Consider the following 16,898-nt stretch of genomic DNA (forward strand, 5'->3'; position numbering starts at 1 on the left):
GGATGCCGCGGGGCACGGGCCCCGCGACATCCGCACCGCTCGTCAGTCGCTCGTGCAGATGAAGTCCTCGAAGTGGCCGGGCGTGCCCGAGAAGGCCTTGCCCGTGTTGTTCTTGAGGTCCTTCGTGTAGACGATCGCCGCCTCCCTGAACGCCGAGCCGCCCGACGCCTGCACGTCGCCGAGCGTCGGTGCCCCGTCGAAGTCGGAGCGGGCGCCCGTCAGGTACGCGAGCTTCTCGAGCCCGAGCAGGTTGTTCGGGTCGATCTTGCGCACGTCGTTCCAGCCGCCGTAGGCGGAGTTGCACGCGGTGTACAGGTTGTACGCGCCGCCCCAATCGAGCAGCTTGTCGCCGTCGTTCGGACCGTTGGCCGAGACATCCGCCTGCAGCACGTCGCGGTCCCAGCCGCCGTACTGCCAGTCGGTGCCGTGGTGGTGCTGCCTGGTCTCGGCGCCGGAGTTCTCAGGCGCCGTGTCGGCGTACGCCGCGACCATCGTCGCCCAGAGAGCCGGATCGACTCCGGGACGCGGCTGGTAGTCGATGATGTCGGCCCCCGCTTCGGTCGCGTTCGCGCCGTAGCCGCCGAACAGCACGTCGATCCACTGTCCATCGGCACCGGGTGCGTTGCGACCCGGCAGGTCGGGTGTTCCGACCACCGGGTTGCCGCGCCCGCCCCACATGACGTCGGCGCCGTCGTCGCCATAGGCGTAGTCGCCGCCGGAGTCGCCGTTCATGACGTCGGCGCCCTCGCCGCCGTGCATCGAGTCGTGACCCGGCCCGCCGCGCATGCGGTCGGCTCCGCCGGCCTCATGTCCGTTCAGTGCGAGCACCGAACCGTCGCGATCGTGCGTGAGCGACGTGCCGCGATACAGCGGGTGCGCCTCGAAGGGATGCAGCACGGCATCCTTCGCGCCGGAGTCGGGACCACCGATGTTGATGCCCGGAGGGCCCTGGCTCGTGTGCGTGAGGATGTCCGGGTCGTCGGCATCGCTGCCGTCGACCTCGACGAAGCGGGTCTGCACGCCGCCGCGGTCGCCCACCATGGCGTCCTCTCCGTCGCCGCCCCACATCGTGTCGGCACCGAGTTCGCCGAACTGGTCGTCGTCGCCGTCCTCTCCGAAGAGCTTGTCGTCGCCGTCCTGACCCCATTGGCTGTCGTCTCCGTCGCCGGCCCCTGCGGAGATCAGCGGGTTGGTGCCGTTGCCGCCGAAGATGAGGTCGGCACCCCACACGCCCGCGCCCGCGGATGCCCCGACGTCGTAGCGGGTCACCTCGCGTTCGATGACGGCCGAGCCGTCGGCGGGCGCATCGTTGCCCGGATAGCGCTCCTCGTACACGGCGTAGGCGGCATCCGCCCCCTCGCCCTCGACCGTGCGGTTCAGCTCCCCGTTGTCGCCGAGCTGGAAGTCGGCCTCGCCGTCGCCGAACAGCCAGTCGCCGGAGTCGCGGTGGCCGGCGAGGTTCGAACCGCCGAACTGGTCGTCCTGGCCGTCCGCCTCGGCCGGGCCGACGAGCTCGGTGCCGACGCTTGGTGCACCGGGCAGCCCCGACGGCGGCGACACGACCGCCGGCAGCACGCCGCCGACCTCCGGCGGCAGGACGATGCCGCCGTACTGGCCGAGCTGCCGGTCGCCCACGACGACGTCGGCGCCCCCGTTGCCGTGCTGGAAGTCGGCGCCGCCGTCGCCGAACAGGAAGTCGTTGCCGTCCTGCCCGAACTCGGCGTCGACGCCGGAACCGCCGTTCAGGATGTCGCGCCCGAACTCGCTCGCGACCGGCGCATCGAGGTCGTGCGAGACGAGGCCGCGCCGCGTCTCGACACCGAGCTGGCTCGTCACGTAGTGGAAGTCCGCGGGTGCCGGGCTGTCGAGCGCCGCGCACGAGCTCGGGTCGAAGTCGACGCCGGGCACGTCGCGCACGATGCACGCGTTGTCGCCCGTCAGCACATCGGCCCCTCCGCCGCCCCACAGCACGTCACCGGTGTCGGGCTGGTCGGGGAACGAGGAGCCGCCGATGAGGTCGTCCTCGTCGCCGTTGCCCTCGAGCCAGTCGCCGTCCTGGTCGCCCTCGACGAGGTCGTCGTGCGCGTTGCCCTGCACGAGGTCGTTGCCGCCCTCTCCGAACATCCGGTCGTTCTCGTCGTTGCCGAGCATGAAGTCGCCGCCCGAGACGGTGTCGAGGCTCGCGCCGGTCTTCTCGGTGTCGAGCAGGGACACCTCGCGGAACACGCCGCCGGTGACGGGGTCGGTGCGCCAGGCATCGGGGTCGTCGGGGTCGGGCTGCCGTGTCAGCACGGCGTTGTCGCCCGTCATGACGTCGTCTTCGCCGTTGCCCTGCATCTCGATCTCGCCCTCATCGGGTGCGAGGTTCACGCCCTCGGGGTCGGCGAGCGGGTTCACCGGTGACGAGCCGCCGATGAGGTCGTCGGCGCCGTCGCTCGAGTGGTCGGAGTCCTCGTCGAAGCCGAAGATCCGGTCCTGCCCCCCGTTGCCCTCGAGGTGGTCGTCATGCGCGCCGCCGCGCAGCGTGTCGGTGCCGTGGCCGCCAAAGCCGCGGTCGTCGCCGCCGGTCGGCCACGGGGCATCAGCGGTGTCGAAGTCACCCCAGATCAGGTCGTCGCCGCCCACCGTCGGCGAGACGAGTTCGATCTCCGTGATCGGTGACCCGTTCGGCGTGCCCGGCTCCCAGCCGCCCGCGGGAACCTCGACGAGCCGCGCCGGCGGCGCGATGGTTCCACGGTCGCCGATGAGGTCATCCGGACCGGCGCCGCCGACGAGCCGGTCGCCGTCGAGCTCGCCGAAGAGCTGGTCGTAGTCGTCGGCGCCGTAGAGAGCGTCGACCGCGTCCTGGCCGTGGAACTCGTCGGAGCCCGTGCCGCCGTCGCCGGTGTCGGGCCCGTAGGTGGCCGCATCCGCCGATGGCGTGATCGTCACCTCGTCGAGGGCGTCGAGCATGCCGTTGAGTCCGCCGGCGATGTCGACGTCGTCACCGAACGCACGGTCGTCGTCGGGCCCGCCGTACATGACGTCGCCGACATCGGCGCCGGTCAGCCCGTTGTGGCCGCCGACGATGAGGTCGATGCCCTCCTGACCGTGCAGCTGGTCGCTGCCCGCGTTGCCGAACACCACGTCGCTGCCGGGGCCGCCGTAGCCGACGTCGGCATCCGCATCGCCCCACACCTCGTCGTCGCCGGTTTCGCCGTGCACCTCGTCGGCGCCGCCGTTGCCGTGGACGAGGTCCCGACCCGCGCCGCCGTAGGCGAAGTCGGCGCCGCCTTCGCCGTAGATCTCGTCGGCGCCGTCGCCGCCGTCGAGCCTCGGGTCTCCGACACCCACGGTCTCGCTCGGGTGCGCGACCCTCGCGCCGGGCCCGCCGTCGATCGTGCCGTTGTCGCCGAGCACGAGGTCGCCGCCGTCGCCGCCGTCGGCGGTGTCGCCGCCCATGGTCCCGCCATCGGCACCGTCGCCGTCGCCGATGAGCTCGTCATCGCCGCCGTCGCCGGTGATCGTGTCGGCGCCCGGTCCGCCCCACAGCTTGTCGTCGTCGACGCCGCCGCCGACCGCGGGGTCGTCGTCGGACTGGCCGTGCACCTCATCGGTGCCCGCCTCGCCGGCGATGGTGTCGCCGCCGCGACCGCCGAAGAGCAGGTCTGCGCCGTTCGAGCCGAACAGCTGGTCGGCGCCGTCGCCGCCCTGGATCTGGTCGGCGGAGTCGTCGACCCCCGTCGTCGCCAGGCGGAAGCCGCCGAAGAGCAGGTCGTCGAGGCCTCCGCCGTAGATCAGGTCGGCTCCGCTCTCGCCCTCGACGCGGTCCGTTCCGTCATCGCCGAGCGCTGCCGGCGATTCGTCGCCGACGGCATTCGCGATCTCGCTGTCGCCGTACAGCTTGTCGCCACCGCTGCCGCCGAGGATGGTGTCGTTGCCGGGGCCGCCGACGATCGTGTCGATGCCGTCGATCTCGTTCGAGACGCCTTCGGGCAGCGGAGCACCCGGGGGCACCTTGAGCTTGTCCTTGCCGCCACGCAGCGTGTCGTTGCCGCTGTCGCCGAGGATCCGGTCGCCGCCGAGACCGCCGTCGATGACGTCGTTCAGCCCCCCGCCGCGCAACGTGTCGAGGTCGTCGCCGCCGGTGAGCTGGTCGACGCCGTCGCCCGAGCCGTCGGCGTCATCGCCGGAGGCGATGTTCGCGCCGTCGCCGAGGCTGATGGTGTCGTCGCCCGCCGCGCCGTCGACGGTGTCAGCGCCGTCCCCGGTCGCGATCGAGTCGTTGCCGACGCCGAGGTTCGCGACGACCGGCGCGGTGAAGCTCCACCGGTTCGGATCGTCGGGCGTCTCGCCGTCGTCGACATTCGACTCGACGTCGGGGTCCTCACCGGCCTGCGCGCCGGTGCCGGAGCCCGAGAAGAGGAACGAGTCGTTGCCGTCGCCCGACGCGAGCTTCACGCCCACGCCTGTGAAGGGCTGGCTGTACCCGAACGCGGTCACGATGAAGGGGAACTTGCCGTCCCCGTCGGGCTCGGCCGACATCTGCCGGACGGTGAAACTCTCGTTCGTCACCTCCATGAACGCCTTGCGCTCGGGGTTCGCACGATCGCCGACGTTGAGCTCGACCCAATCGTCGATCACCTCGGCGAGCACCGGTTCGGCGTCGGCGCACGACGAGGAGAACTCGAAGAGCGTGATCTCGGCGAGCCGCCAGCTGTCGGAGTAGCAGAACGGGCAGACGCCGAACTCCGCGAACACCTCCAGGAAGGCGATGAGCTTGCCCTCGATGTCGAACAGGCAGATCGGCGTGGGGAACTTCTCGATGATCTCGTCGATGTGCATGCGACCATCGGCCTCGGGTGTGTCATTGAGGTTCAATCCGAAGGTCGCGGTGATCCCGCCGCGCACCCCGGCCTCGGCGATGAAGATGTCGAGCTTCGCCCCGGCCGTGATCGTGCCCGACACCTCGAACTCGGCGATGTCCTTGCCAGCGGCATTCTGGTCGGTCAGGTACAGGCTCTGCAGGAACGGCGCAGCGATCGTCGCGGCGTCGAGCTTCACCTCGGCGCCCGAGAACACCTGCTCACCGAGCATGCGGATGCCACGAGTGGAGACTCCGGCGCCGAGCTCGGCCTTCGCGTCGAGCGCCCCGCCGATGGTCACGTACAGCACCCCGAAGAACGGGCCGAAGCTCATGGTGTACTCCATGTGGACCGTCAGTGGGTCCGGTCGCCATTCGACGACCGCGCAGTCCTTGCCGAGCAGCAGTCCGACGAGACACGAGGGGTCGTCGAACACCGGGTAGCTGAAGTCCGACACGTCGCCCGACCCGGCAGATGCGCCGAGTGCGTCGAACTCACCGGCCTTACCCGCAGCTGTCAACGGGCTCTTGACCGTCGAACTGAACTGCGTCTTCTTCGCCGGGGAGCTCGCCTCGGCCACGACGGCGTCCTCGTCGTAGAGCTCCTCCACCTCGTCGGGCGTCGGCGGCGCAGAGTCCTGCGCCGAACTGCTCGAGAGCTCGAGGTGTTCGATCAGCGTGATGGAATCGCCGTTCGCGAGCGTCCTCGCGAGCTCGAGGAACTCGAACACCTGGTTGATGTCCTTCAGCAACGACACGTCGACGAGTCCGCTCGCCTCGGCGAGATCGACCATGGTCACCGGCGGGCCGTCGAAGAACTCGGAGAGGTCGCTGATCACGGGAATGGGTGAGAACAGGAATTCCCGGATCGGCTCGATGGGCTCGATGATCGGGTCGATCGTGGAGATGACCTCACCGAACATCTTGGTGAACAGCTCACCGGCCTTCACTCCGATGTGATCGAGCGCGATCGCCGGGTCGCTGGACGTGTCGCCGGTGAACTCCCAGTCGAGCGTGAAGTCCGCGACGAAGCTCGGCAGGGTCGTGTTCACCGTGCTGAAGGTCTCACCGCTCGTGATGCCCGTGTTGATCGCGAGATCGAGGTGGATGCCTCCGGTGATGCTCGGCTCGGTCAGGAACTCGCCCACCTCGCCCGAGAGGAACGAGGTGATCGGGATCACACCCGTGCAGTGATCGGCGGGTGCCGCGACACCGGCTTCGAAGGGGGTTCCGTCGAGGCCGTCGCATTCCGATGCAACGACGCCGAGCTGTGCGGTCAGGCTCGCACCGCTCGCCTGGTCGCCCGGTCGGTTGTCGGTCGCCTCCATGCCGATGAAGCCGATCCGGCCGGCGATCGGCACCGATTCGACGAGGTGGGCACCGAGGTTGACGCGGATCTCCTGCGGACCGCCGTCGGCTTCCGGGTCGGCGAGACCCGTACCGGGCACGGGGTTGTCGAGCAGGTAGAAGCCGTCATCGCGTGAGATGCCGAAGCCGAGCTCGATCGTCCATCCCGCCTGCGCGGTGACCGTGCCGGTCAGCGAGAGCGGAAGGCCGGGCAGACCGAGGTCCAGAGGGATCTCGGCGGTGCCGGGGCAGGCGGTCGCGTCGGGGCATCCGTCGCCCGCGATCGTGCGGGCACCCTGCCCGAGTTCGAGCTCGATGCGCAGGTCGAGGAGGTCGGTGAGCGGCGCGCCTGCAGGGCACACCACCTCACCGCCCGCACCGTCGTCGCACACGGGGACGACGCGGAGGTCGGTGGCGTCGGCGGTCGTGTCCCCGGCGGCCTCAGCGGGCCACGTGCCCACGGCGCCGTAGTCGGAGTCGCGCAGGACGCCCGCCGCGATGAGCTTGTCGGCGAGCGCCTGGCGCACGCCCTGCGGGCCGAACACCGCTTCGTCGACAGTCGCGCCCGGCATGCCCGGGATCTGCGGGTCGTCGAGGAAGGCCTTCACGTCCGCCAGGCCGTCGGCGAGCGCCGTGAGATCCTCGCCGACGACCGGAAGCTGCCCGCCTGCCTGGCTCGCCTGGATCGCGAGATTCAGCAGCACGCCGATCGACTTCAGCCCGTCGGTGAGGCTGTCGAAGCTGAAGTCGAGTGCGTCGAACGCGGTCGCGAGGGCGGCAGGCGCATCGACCTCGGGCGCGCTCGTCAGGTCGTCGATCGTCACCGTGAGGTAGTCGTCGGCGCTCGGCGTCTCCCGCGGTGCGCCGCTCAGCGTCTGCAGGCCCGTACCCGGGTCGTACAGCACAGGGAGTGCGGCGCAACCGAACTCCCCTGTGATCGGAGCCTGTCCGGGTGCCGCGCACTCGTAGCCGCCGTCGACCGGGGACTCGGCGGTGAAGCCGAACGTGCCCGAGAAGAAGTCGCCGACCGGTATCGGCGCCTCTGCGGCATCCCCGGGCTCCGGGGCATCCGATCGCTCGAGCCCGAACTGGACGCCGACCGCGATGCGGCCGGTCTGGTTCGCCGCATCGCCGAGCTGGGCCGCGAACGGCCCGAGGTGCACGGCGAGCTCCGTCGCGCCGGGCGACGATTCGGCGACCTCGGCCGTGATCGACAGACGGCTCGAGTCGAGCAGCCGCGGCGTACTGGGTGCGTCACCGGGTTCGAGGCCGACCACTACGCCGACCTGGAGCGCTGCAGCGAGCTGCGCGTGCAGTTCGCCCGCGCCACTGGTTCCCGCGATCGCGGGGATGTCGGCATCGGCGAGCGAGAGTGGAACGTCGATCGCCGCGGCCTTCTCGCCCGAGAGGTCGATGACGAGCACCGGGTCGAGGCCGCCGCCGGCGTCGAGGTCGCGGAGGCGGAACGCGATGTCGAGCCCGAGGGCTGTTTCGAGTTCCGTCTCGAACACGGCGAGGTCGACGGGCAATTGGCCGCCGCGGAACGCGTTGTACGAGTCCTTGAGCCCGGTCACGTCGCGCAGCAGACGCTCGATACCCCGGTTCAGGAACGGCACGGTGGCACCGCCGCCGAGGGCGGAGTCGACCGAATCGAGGGCGTCGACGACCTCGCCGAGACCGTCGAGCGCGCGCCCGAGGAGTCGGTCGGGTGCCGAGGTATCGACGTCCAAGGCTCGAAGCAGGGCCATTTCGTCGTTTGCGCCGTCCGCAGTGTAGGTCGACGGGTCGAAGCCCGTGCCGGAGACGGTGATGGTGCCGGGGTCGGCGGTGAAGTGCTGTGCCGGATCAGCGCCATGGCCGTGCACCTCGAGGGCCGCAGACACCGCGGCGTGGCGGGTCGCCTCCGTGAGCGGGTAGCTCGCCGCGTCGCCCCCGTTCGCATAGAGCCCCGCGAGGAGGTCGGTCAGTCGCGGACTGGCGTCGCCACCGGCGGCCGGATCCACGTCGGCTTCGGTGGTGGCGTTCGAGCCGTTCTGCTCGAGCTCGTACACACCGGTCACCGAGGCCGGCACGAAGCCGATCTGCCCCTCGCCCACGAGGTCGACGGCGACCTCCTGCGTGAGGGTCACCTCCGCCCCGTCGACGAGTTCGGTCTCGAACCGCTCGAACACCATCGGGTCCTCGAACTCGACGACTGCCGTCGCCGGATCGTCCTGACCTGCGGGTCCATCGCTGGAGGCCTCGGAGAGGTCGATCACGATCGGCAGGTCGACCTCGACGGCCACGTCCGTCGTCGGCGTCTGCGCACCTCCCGACGCGCTGACCCCGCGGAGGCCCGTCTGATCGAGGAGCTGGTCGCCGAACGCGAGCTGAGCCGAGGGTTCCGGCACCGGCAGGTTCGGATCGATCGGCGGAAGCACGACCTCCGGCACACCGTCGAGCTGCGTCTCGATGTCGAAGTCGAGCCGAACCGACTCGTCGGCGCGGTCGAAGACCGGTGTGATCGTCGCGTCGGCGCCGGTGATCTCGCTCGAGATCGCGTCGGCGAGGTCGCCGACGGTGGTGAGGCCGACGGTGATGAGCGGCTCGGCCGGGTCGGTCGGGTCGTCACCGGCAGGCGGGGTGATGGTCACGAGCGACTCCGCCAGCGCGGAGAACTCGCCGCCGAGGTCGTAGAGGTCGGCGAGGGTCCCGCTCAGCAGTGGCAGTTGCGCGTTGACCGAGGGATGGCGTTGCAGGGCGCGCAGCAGCGTGCCGTACTGCACGAGCCCCGAGACGAGGTCGACCGGTCCGATCCTCGTGAACGCCTCGAACGCCTCGAGGTCGCCGTCCGTCGCGGTGAGCTCGGCGAGCAGGTCGGGGGTCGTGGCGAGGTCGGCGTCCAGCGAGAGCGACGGCGGGGTGATCGCGTCGAGCCCGAGCAACGAGGAGCTGAAGCGGATGTCGGCGGTCGCCTCACCCGCGACGTGGAAGGTCGTGAGCTGCTCGGCGGGCATGGTCAGCTCGCCGGGAGTCTCCTCACCGCCCTCGAAGGCCGCTGGCTCGAACATCGCGAGCCGGCCGTCGCCGTTCACGTCATCGATCGTGCCGGTCCATTCGGCCGTGACGTCGACGGAGCTGTCGCCGAGGATCTCGACGTCGCCGACGCCGACCGCAGCCGCGCCGCCCGGGAAGGCGAAGGCGTCATCGCCGGCGAGTGCCGCACGGAAGGCGACCTCGGGTTCGCCGCCGGTCGTGTCGAGCCAGAATCGGAGCCCCTGCGGGTCGGTGCGCACGGCACCCTCGAACTCGAATGCCACGTCGTACGGCGCCGGATCGGCCTGGGCCGTGACCAACCGGAGCGGTTGGCCGCCGGGGCCGTCGGGGTCGACGATCGCGAGCGGCGAATCGACGGTGCGCGAAACCGTGATCGCGAGGTCGAAGCCGCGTGCGTCACCCGAGTCGACGAGGTTTCCGGTCGACAGGTCGAGGTGCGTGCCCGCGATGTCCGCATCGAGCCCGTCGACGGCCGCCATGAAGTCGGCGGTCGTCGCGGACTCGGCGAGTCCGAGGAGTGCCGTCTTGACTCCCGCTTCGAGGGTTGCGGCGAGTTGCATCGCGGCGCCCGGTCGCACGACGGTGGCGCCCGGTGCGACATCGGCGAGCGGCAGTGCGCTCGCGAGCGGACCGACGTCTTCGTAGTCGCCGAGCGCGACCTCCGCCAGCGCCGCGATCCCCGCGCGCAGCTTCGCGACGTCTTGGGGTTCGGCGACCGGATCCGCGTATGCGACTTGTGCACCGGTCAGGGCGAGGGTCCATGCGCCGATCGAGGCGACGACGGCGAGGCCGGGCCGCCAATCGCGACGTCGACGTTCGCGGCGGCCGCCTGCGGAGCGCAGAGCAAAGCGGTTCTGGTCGTTCTGGGCACGCATGATTTCCCCCCGGCTCGATGCCACCCCGCGCATGTCGGGTCGGCACGCGCTCGAGCCCGTTCTACTCCCCTGCAGACTTCGCTGACAAGAGAAACCCTCACTTTGGGGGGCAAATGTCCCCCGAACCACGCCCTTCGACCCAGCCCCTCGGTTGCGACATCGCAGGGCGGATGCCGCGTACTGACGACTCCCGACTCGGCCGCTTACAATCTCCACATGCAGGACCGCGTGCACACGATCACCTCGATGGGCTCTGGCGCGCCGCGAGAAGGCGACCCCGAGACCGACCGTTCCGCGAGCAGCGCCGACCCGGGATTCAGCGCCGAACCGGGATTCGTCGCCGACGAGGGGCGTGCCCACGGAGTCGAACGGGGCATCGATCGCGTGCTCGCGATCCAGCGGCCGATCGTGGTCGCCCATCTGCGTTCCGTCCGTCGGCGTTCACCCGGCGCCAGCCCCGAGCAGATCGTGCGGATCCTCGAGCGCAGGTACCTCGCCGCCGTCACCACCGGGGGCGCGGCCGTCGGAGCGACCGCCGTGATCCCCGGCATCGGCACGGGCGTGACGCTCGCGCTGTCGGGCGTCGAGACGGCGGGCTTCCTCGAAGCCACCGCCCTGTTCGCGCAGTCGGTCGCCGAGGTGCACGGCATCGCCGTCGACAACCCCGATCGCGCTCGGGCACTCGTGATGACCCTCATGCTCGGCAACGAAGGCGTCGACCTGGTACGCCAGTTCGCCGGGCAGGCCTCGGGCACCGGGGCCGCACGCAACGTCTACTGGGGCGAGCTCATCACGAACAGCATGCCGCGGGCGATCATGGGCCCGGTGGTCGACAAGTTGCGCACCGTCTTCATCAGGCAGTTCGCGGTGCGCGGCGGCGCCGGCATCATCGGCAAGGCGATCCCGTTCGGCATCGGCGCGGCGATCGGCGGCATCGGCAACAGCGTGCTCGGCCGCCGCGTCCTGAAGCAGTCCCGATTCGCGTTCGGCCAGGCTCCGCAGACGCTGCCGCTCGAACTCGAGCCGCGCGAGGGGGACTCCATCCTGAGCGGGGCCGCGTCGCGGCTCTCGCGCGCCGGCGCCGTCGTCGGCGGCGCAGCGCTCAGCGCGAGCCGCGGCATCCAGACCGCAGGGCGTGCCGCGGGCCGGGCCGCACGAGGCGCGATCACGCGCCGCCCCGACGGCGATGCAGCTCCGGAATCCGCCCAGGTCGACGGGGAGCGACCCGAGGGAACCTGAATGTCGCTATATTCAGAATATGCTGAATCTAGATCGCGTCCTCTCGCGCCCGGGCGCGACGATCCGCTTCGCGATGCTCGACGGCGACGCGCGACCGGTCGTCCTCATCCACGGCGCGGGCATGGATCACTCGATGTTCGCGCCGCAAGCCCGCGCGCTGCGCGACGCCGGACACCCGGTCGTCGCATTCGACCTGCGCGGCCACGGCGCCTCGCACCTCGAACCCGGCACTCGCTTCAGCGGGCAGGCCGCACTCGACGATCTCGCAGCACTCCTCGACCACCTCTCACTCCAGCAGCCCACCCTCGTGGGGCACTCGCTCGGCGGCAACATCGCACAAGCGCTCGTGCGCCGGGTTCCCGGTCGGGCCGGAGCACTCGTCGCCGTCGACTCGACCTGGAACACGGGCCCGCTCTCGCGCGGCGAACGCAGTGCGCTGCGCCTCGCCGCTCCCGCCCTGTCGCTCGTACCGGCATCGCGACTGCCCGGCATGCTCGCTCGCGCGTCAGCCGTGACGCCCGCGGCGATCACCGCGACGGAGGCGATGTTCGCGCGGATGCCGAAGCGCGTGTTCCTCGACGTCTGGCGCGCTGCGGTCGGGTTCGTCGATCCCGATGCGGACTACCGTGCTCCCGTTCCGCTCGGCCTCATCCGCGGGGAGCTCGATCGCACGGGCAACATCGCAACGGCGATGCCGGAGTGGGCGAGGGCCGAGGGCGTCGGCGAACGGGTGATCACGGGTGCCGGTCACGTCGTGACCCTCGATGCCCCCGACCAGACGACGGCAGCGCTCCTCGAGGTACTGGCAGCGGTGCCTCATGAGTGAACACGACGAACGGGCCGCCGAGTTCATCGAGTCGGTCGGTGACGCGCTCGCGGCCTGGAACCTCTCACGCGCGACCGGGCGCGTCTATGGATTCCTGCTGCTCCGGCAGGGCCCCGAGACGCTCGACACCATCGGAGCCGAACTCGGCCTCAGTACCGGCGGGGCGAGTACCGCGGTCCGGGAGCTCGTCTCCTGGGGGCTCGCGCGGACCATCCCCCAGCCCGGCAGTCGACGACTTCGCGTGGAGGCCGTCGGCGGATTCGAGCAGTTGCTCGCCGCGAGCCACGAACGCACGCGCACCCTCATCCGAACCCTGCGCTCGGGAACTGCGCTCACCGAGGACGCACGAGCTCGCGAACGCCTGCACGCGGTCGTCGGCCTCTTCGAGGGCTACGTCGACGCGGGTGACGAGATGTTGCGACGGCATCACGCCGGCGACGGCGATCCGCGGCACTGACTCCCACGCCCACCGAGTCGACCGACGACGCTAGGCCTCGAGTTCGTCCTCGTCCTGTTCGCCGGCGCGCACGTCGCTCTCGTCGATCTCGCCGTCAGCGGCGTGCAGGGCGGCGAAGCGCTCCCACTCGGCCATGAGGTGATCGACCGCCGCGTGGAACCTCGCCGTGGTGACGCCCGGCGTCGGGTCGCCGAAATAGCGTTCCACCCAGACGCCGAGCCGCTCGAGCGCGGCCTCATCGTGCGCGACGTCATCGACCCGGGCGACCATCGCCGCCGAGTCGGTCACGTCGAGCCATTCGCACGCCTGCAGGTAGCCCGAGGTGTCGATCTGCGCCTCGGGGTTCGTCGGTCTGGTGATCAGGAGCGGCTTGCCCGCCGCCAGGCGGTCGTAGACCATCGCCGAGATGTCGACGATCGCGACATCGGCCGCGGCGAGCTGCCATCCGAGCTTCGGGCCGTCGTCGTAGATGTGCTGCGCCGACGGGTCGGCGGCGTTCGCCGCCTCGATCGCGGAGATGATCGCGCGGTTCGCGGCACCGTACTCGTGGTCGACGACGCCCGATCGCGGATGCGGCCGGTAGATGACCCGGTGTCGCCCGGTGGCCAGCAGTCCCTGCACGAGGGTGACGCCGTGCGTGGCGATCGAGCCGTAGGCGGCCGCACCTCGGTCGCCCTCCCACGTGGGCGCGTACAGCACGACCTCGCGGTCGTCGGGCGTGTACGGCAGCGCCGCGCCGTCGAGGTAGTGGTCGGCCTGCGGCCGGCCGATGGGGATGGCGCGCTTGTCGAAGTCGTAGTCCCAGAGCACCTTCTCGAGCCGTGCCCGGGCCGCGTCGCCCGCGATCAGGGAGTAGTCGTAGGCCTTGAACTGGTTCGTCGTCATGTACATCTTGTCGGACTCGCCGTGGTTGATGAACACGTGCCAGCGGCGGCCGTAGCGCATCATCTGGAAGTTCTTGGCGTTCTGGTTCACGTAGAAGACGACGTGCAGATCTTGCTCGGCGATCACGCGCTCGAGGTCGGCGACACGGCGCACGTAGGCGACGGGAACCGGCGACTCGTCGAGCAGCGCGAGCGCTGCACCTGATGCGCGGCTCAGGATGAGCACCGGGTGGCGCTCGGCGAGTTCGGCGAGCGGGGCGTACCACTGCCGCAGCTGGTAGAGGTTGACCTTTCCGTCGGCGAAGTAGACGCCGACGCGGAAGCGGTGCGGCTGCAGCGGCTCCTGCTCGGCGAGCTTCACGCCGAGCGATCGCTGTGCACGCCTGGACCACATGATGTCCTTGGCCAGCTTGACGGCGCGTCGCGCGTCTTTCCTCAATCCCACTGTCCAAGGGTAGCGAGGTCGGGCTGAGCGGATGCCCCGTTGCCGGCGCTGCGCCGGCACTGAGAGCCGATCGTTACCGCGTCACACCACGGGAGGGCGCCCGGCGAGGGTCATGCGCCAGATCGTGCGCCAGCGCATCGGCCGCCGCTCCCCCGGGTGCTCACGCCACCCGGCGCGCCATCCGGCGAACCAGGCCTTGAGCGCCGCGGGCTGTCGCGCCCAGCGCAGCACCTGGATCGCCGTCCACGAGCCGACGTAGAACGGCACGAGCACGGCGGGGAGATTCCGCCGCGCGAGCCAGACGCGATTCCTGGCGTTCAGCCGGTAGTAGTACGCGTGCCGTGCAGGGTCGATGACCGGATGCCCCGCCTCGAGCTCCCCGGCGTACCACGCGACATGCCCGGTGTCCCACACCCGCCAGGCCAGCTCGATGCCCTCGTGCGCGTAGAAGAACGGGTCGGCCCAGCCGCCGGTCGCGTCGAAGACCGCGCGAGGCATGAGCACGGCGCCCTCCCAGCACGAGAAGACGTTGCTCGAGTGCGACGGTTCGCCCTTGCGGATGCGCGGGATCCAGCGGCGGGGAGAGACCCGGCCGGTCGGGTCGACGACCCGGGGCTGGATGAGGCCGATCTCGGGCCGCTCGGCGAGCATGCGGCATCCGTCGGCGAGGAAGGTGTCGCTCGGCAGGAAGGCGTCGTCGTCGAGGAAGAAGATCGCTTCGCCCGTCACGAGCGGTACGCCGCGGTTGCGGCCGGCGGGGATGCCGAGGTTCTCGGGCAGGTGCAGCGTCGTCACTTCGGGCGGGAGCGGCGGCTGCGCGGTCGCCGGATCCCAGCCGTTGCCGACGCACACGACATCGGTGACGACGCCCCGTTGGCCCAGGATGCTCCGGATGCCCCGCGCGAGATCGTCGGGCCGCTTGCCCATCGTGAGCACGACCACGCCGACACGGGGAGGTGCCGCGCCGTCCGCCCGCTCAGGACCGGACACGACGGGAGGCCATGATCGCGACGAAATGCCCGATCACGGAGAGCACGGCGAGCGGCAGGAGCACCGCGAGCACGATGCGGTCGGTGATCGGTTGCCCCGCGACGAGTCCGACGAGCGCCGCCGCGAAGGCGATGAGCGTGAGCTCCACCGAGTGGTACAGGCGGTGGAACGGCAGGAATCGCGCCACCTTGCGGAGCTTCGCGACGAGGCCGCCGCGCGGGGCCGTCTCGCCGTGCGTGTCGGCGAGCTTGGCGAGACCGGCGTTCGCGCGGGCGACGTGCACCATGTCGTTCAGCGCCTTGTTGAGCACGATGACGAGCGCGAGGAGCGCGGCGATCGTGGTCCAGAGGAAGTCGGCGGGGAACTCCAGCGGATAGGCGGCGGCGCGGATGCCGAGTGCGAGCGGGATGAGCGCCTCGGTCGAGTAGTGCCCGACCTTGTCGAGGAAGACGCCGGCGGGCGACGACGTGCGGCGCCAGCGAGCGACCTCGCCGTCGCAGCAGTCGACGAGCATCTGCAGCTGGCCGAGCACCACCGCGAGCAGTGCGCCCCAGATGCCGGGGATGAGCAGCGCCGCGGCCGTCGACCACCCGACGAGGATCATGAGCCCCGTCACGCCGTTGGCCGAGATCGAGGTCTTCAGCAGCATCCACGTGAGGTACGGCGAGAGGTTGCGGAGGTACAGCGACGCCGTCCAGTGCTCGGCGTTGCGACGACCGCGCACCTCGGGCGGCTGGGTCACCTCGCGGAGCTCCGCGATCGACGTGGGTCTCGTGGTGACCGGACCGGTCTGCGACATCCGCGTCACCTTCCCGTGTGCCTGGCGATGTTGCTCGTCAGCGAGAGGTATCCGGGCACGAAGCCCACCCCCCACGAGACGTGTATGCAGGGCAACACTACGAGAAACCACGCCGCGGTGCGTGCACCGCGCCTGCTGGCGTACACGAGCGTGGCCGCGACCACGAAGAGCAGGTACACGACGGGCACGACGAAGCCGAGGAGCAGCCACGGCGCCGCACCGAGCGCGGCCTGCACGAGGCCGGCGATGCCGACGAGGAGCCCGATCGCGACGCCGAGCACCATGAGGGGCGGCACGAAGTAGCGGATGCCGTTCGCCGACGGGAACCGGCGTGCGAGTTCACCGCGCCAGAGTCCGGTGGAGAACATCTGGCGGGCGAGGCGATCGAGCGATGAACGAGGCCGGTAGGTGACGCCGAGCCGCGGGGTGAACCAGACGACGCCGCCGGTCTCGCGCAGGCGCCGGTTCAGCTCCCAGTCCTGGCCGCGCTTGATGGTCTCGTCGAAGAGGCCCACGCGCAGGAGCGCGTCGCGGCGGAACACCCCGAGGTACACGGTGTCGGCCGGGCCCGCCGAGCCGCCGACGTGGAACGCGGAGCCGCCGAGCCCCACCTTGGTCGTGTAGGCGAGGGCGACGGCCTGCTCGAAGGCGGTCTCGCCGCGGGCGTCCATGATGCCGCCGACGTTGTCGGCGCCCGTGCGTTCGAGTTCGTCGACCGCGATGCGTGCGTAGTCGGTGGGAAGCATCGAATGCGAGTCGACCCGCACGACGACGGGGTACTGCGCCGCACGGATGCCGATGTTGAGCCCGGCGGGCGTCGAGCCCACCTCGTTCTCGAGCACGCGCACGCGGTCGTCACGAGCCGCCAGATCGGCGACGAGCTCGTTCGTTCCGTCGATCGACGGCCCGAGGGCGATGAGCACCTCGACGGGCCCCGAGTAGTCCTGCGCGAGGATCGACTCGACGGCGGCTCGAACGTGCGAGGCATCGTTCAGCACCGGCATGACGTAGGAGACGCCGAGGAGCGATGCGGGCATCGCTTCAGGGTGGTTCTCGGGCATGTTCCTCACTCGTCGCTCGGGTCGATCGAGCCTAGCAGCAGCGCCTTCGAGCGACCGTGGGCGCACGAGAGCGGGCCCGGGTCCGCTCGGACCCGG

At 70.7% G+C, this 16,898-nt stretch carries 8 protein-coding genes; 3 read left to right on the forward strand and 5 right to left on the reverse strand.

The window, feature by feature from the left end; all coding sequences use genetic code 11:
- Positions 1 to 42 precede the first annotated feature (42 nt).
- Entirely contained in the window at positions 43 to 10,101 is a 10,059-nt protein-coding gene (locus tag ASD23_RS17160; protein WP_056014269.1) for a calcium-binding protein, read from the reverse strand.
- A 216-nt stretch (positions 10,102 to 10,317) separates the two neighbouring features.
- On the opposite strand from ASD23_RS17160, the gene ASD23_RS17165 reads away from it, so the two are divergent.
- From ASD23_RS17165 to ASD23_RS17175, 3 genes are read left to right on the forward strand one after another with little or no spacing between them, the layout of a single operon-like run.
- The gene (locus tag ASD23_RS17165) at positions 10,318 to 11,340 is read left to right on the forward strand and encodes a hypothetical protein (RefSeq protein WP_056014272.1); all 1,023 of its coding nucleotides are present in this window, start codon (positions 10,318 to 10,320) and stop codon (positions 11,338 to 11,340) included.
- 19 nt (positions 11,341 to 11,359) lie between these two features.
- A complete protein-coding gene (locus tag ASD23_RS17170; RefSeq protein WP_056014275.1) occupies positions 11,360 to 12,166 on the forward strand; it encodes an alpha/beta fold hydrolase in 807 nt (268 codons plus the stop codon).
- A complete protein-coding gene (locus tag ASD23_RS17175) occupies positions 12,159 to 12,623 on the forward strand; it encodes a GbsR/MarR family transcriptional regulator (RefSeq protein WP_056014278.1) in 465 nt (154 codons plus the stop codon). The genes ASD23_RS17170 and ASD23_RS17175 overlap by 8 nt, the downstream gene beginning before the upstream one ends.
- A gap of 30 nt (positions 12,624 to 12,653) precedes the next feature.
- Here the strand turns inward: ASD23_RS17175 and ASD23_RS17180 are convergent, their stop codons facing one another.
- The 4 genes from ASD23_RS17180 to ASD23_RS17195 form a co-directional block, all read right to left on the reverse strand.
- Positions 12,654 to 13,952 carry a CDP-glycerol glycerophosphotransferase family protein gene (locus ASD23_RS17180; protein ID WP_056014283.1) on the reverse strand — a complete coding sequence of 433 codons (1,299 nt, stop codon included), beginning with the start codon at positions 13,950 to 13,952 and terminating at the stop codon, positions 12,654 to 12,656.
- Positions 13,953 to 14,033: 81 nt separating this feature from the next.
- Positions 14,034 to 14,879, reverse strand: a complete 846-nt coding sequence (locus tag ASD23_RS17185) for a glycosyltransferase family 2 protein (protein ID WP_056014985.1) — start codon at positions 14,877 to 14,879, stop codon at positions 14,034 to 14,036.
- Between the two features lie 49 nt (positions 14,880 to 14,928).
- The gene (locus ASD23_RS17190) at positions 14,929 to 15,741 is read right to left on the reverse strand and encodes a CDP-alcohol phosphatidyltransferase family protein (protein WP_056014287.1); all 813 of its coding nucleotides are present in this window, start codon (positions 15,739 to 15,741) and stop codon (positions 14,929 to 14,931) included.
- Positions 15,742 to 15,746: 5 nt separating this feature from the next.
- Positions 15,747 to 16,778 (reverse strand): glycosyltransferase family 2 protein, encoded by a 1,032-nt coding sequence (locus ASD23_RS17195; protein ID WP_235507800.1) that lies wholly within the window; start codon positions 16,776 to 16,778, stop codon positions 15,747 to 15,749.
- Between the last annotated feature and the right edge of the window lie 120 nt (positions 16,779 to 16,898).

This window comes from Agromyces sp. Root1464 (assembly GCF_001427265.1).
Classification (GTDB): Bacteria; Actinomycetota; Actinomycetes; order Actinomycetales; family Microbacteriaceae; genus Agromyces; species Agromyces fucosus.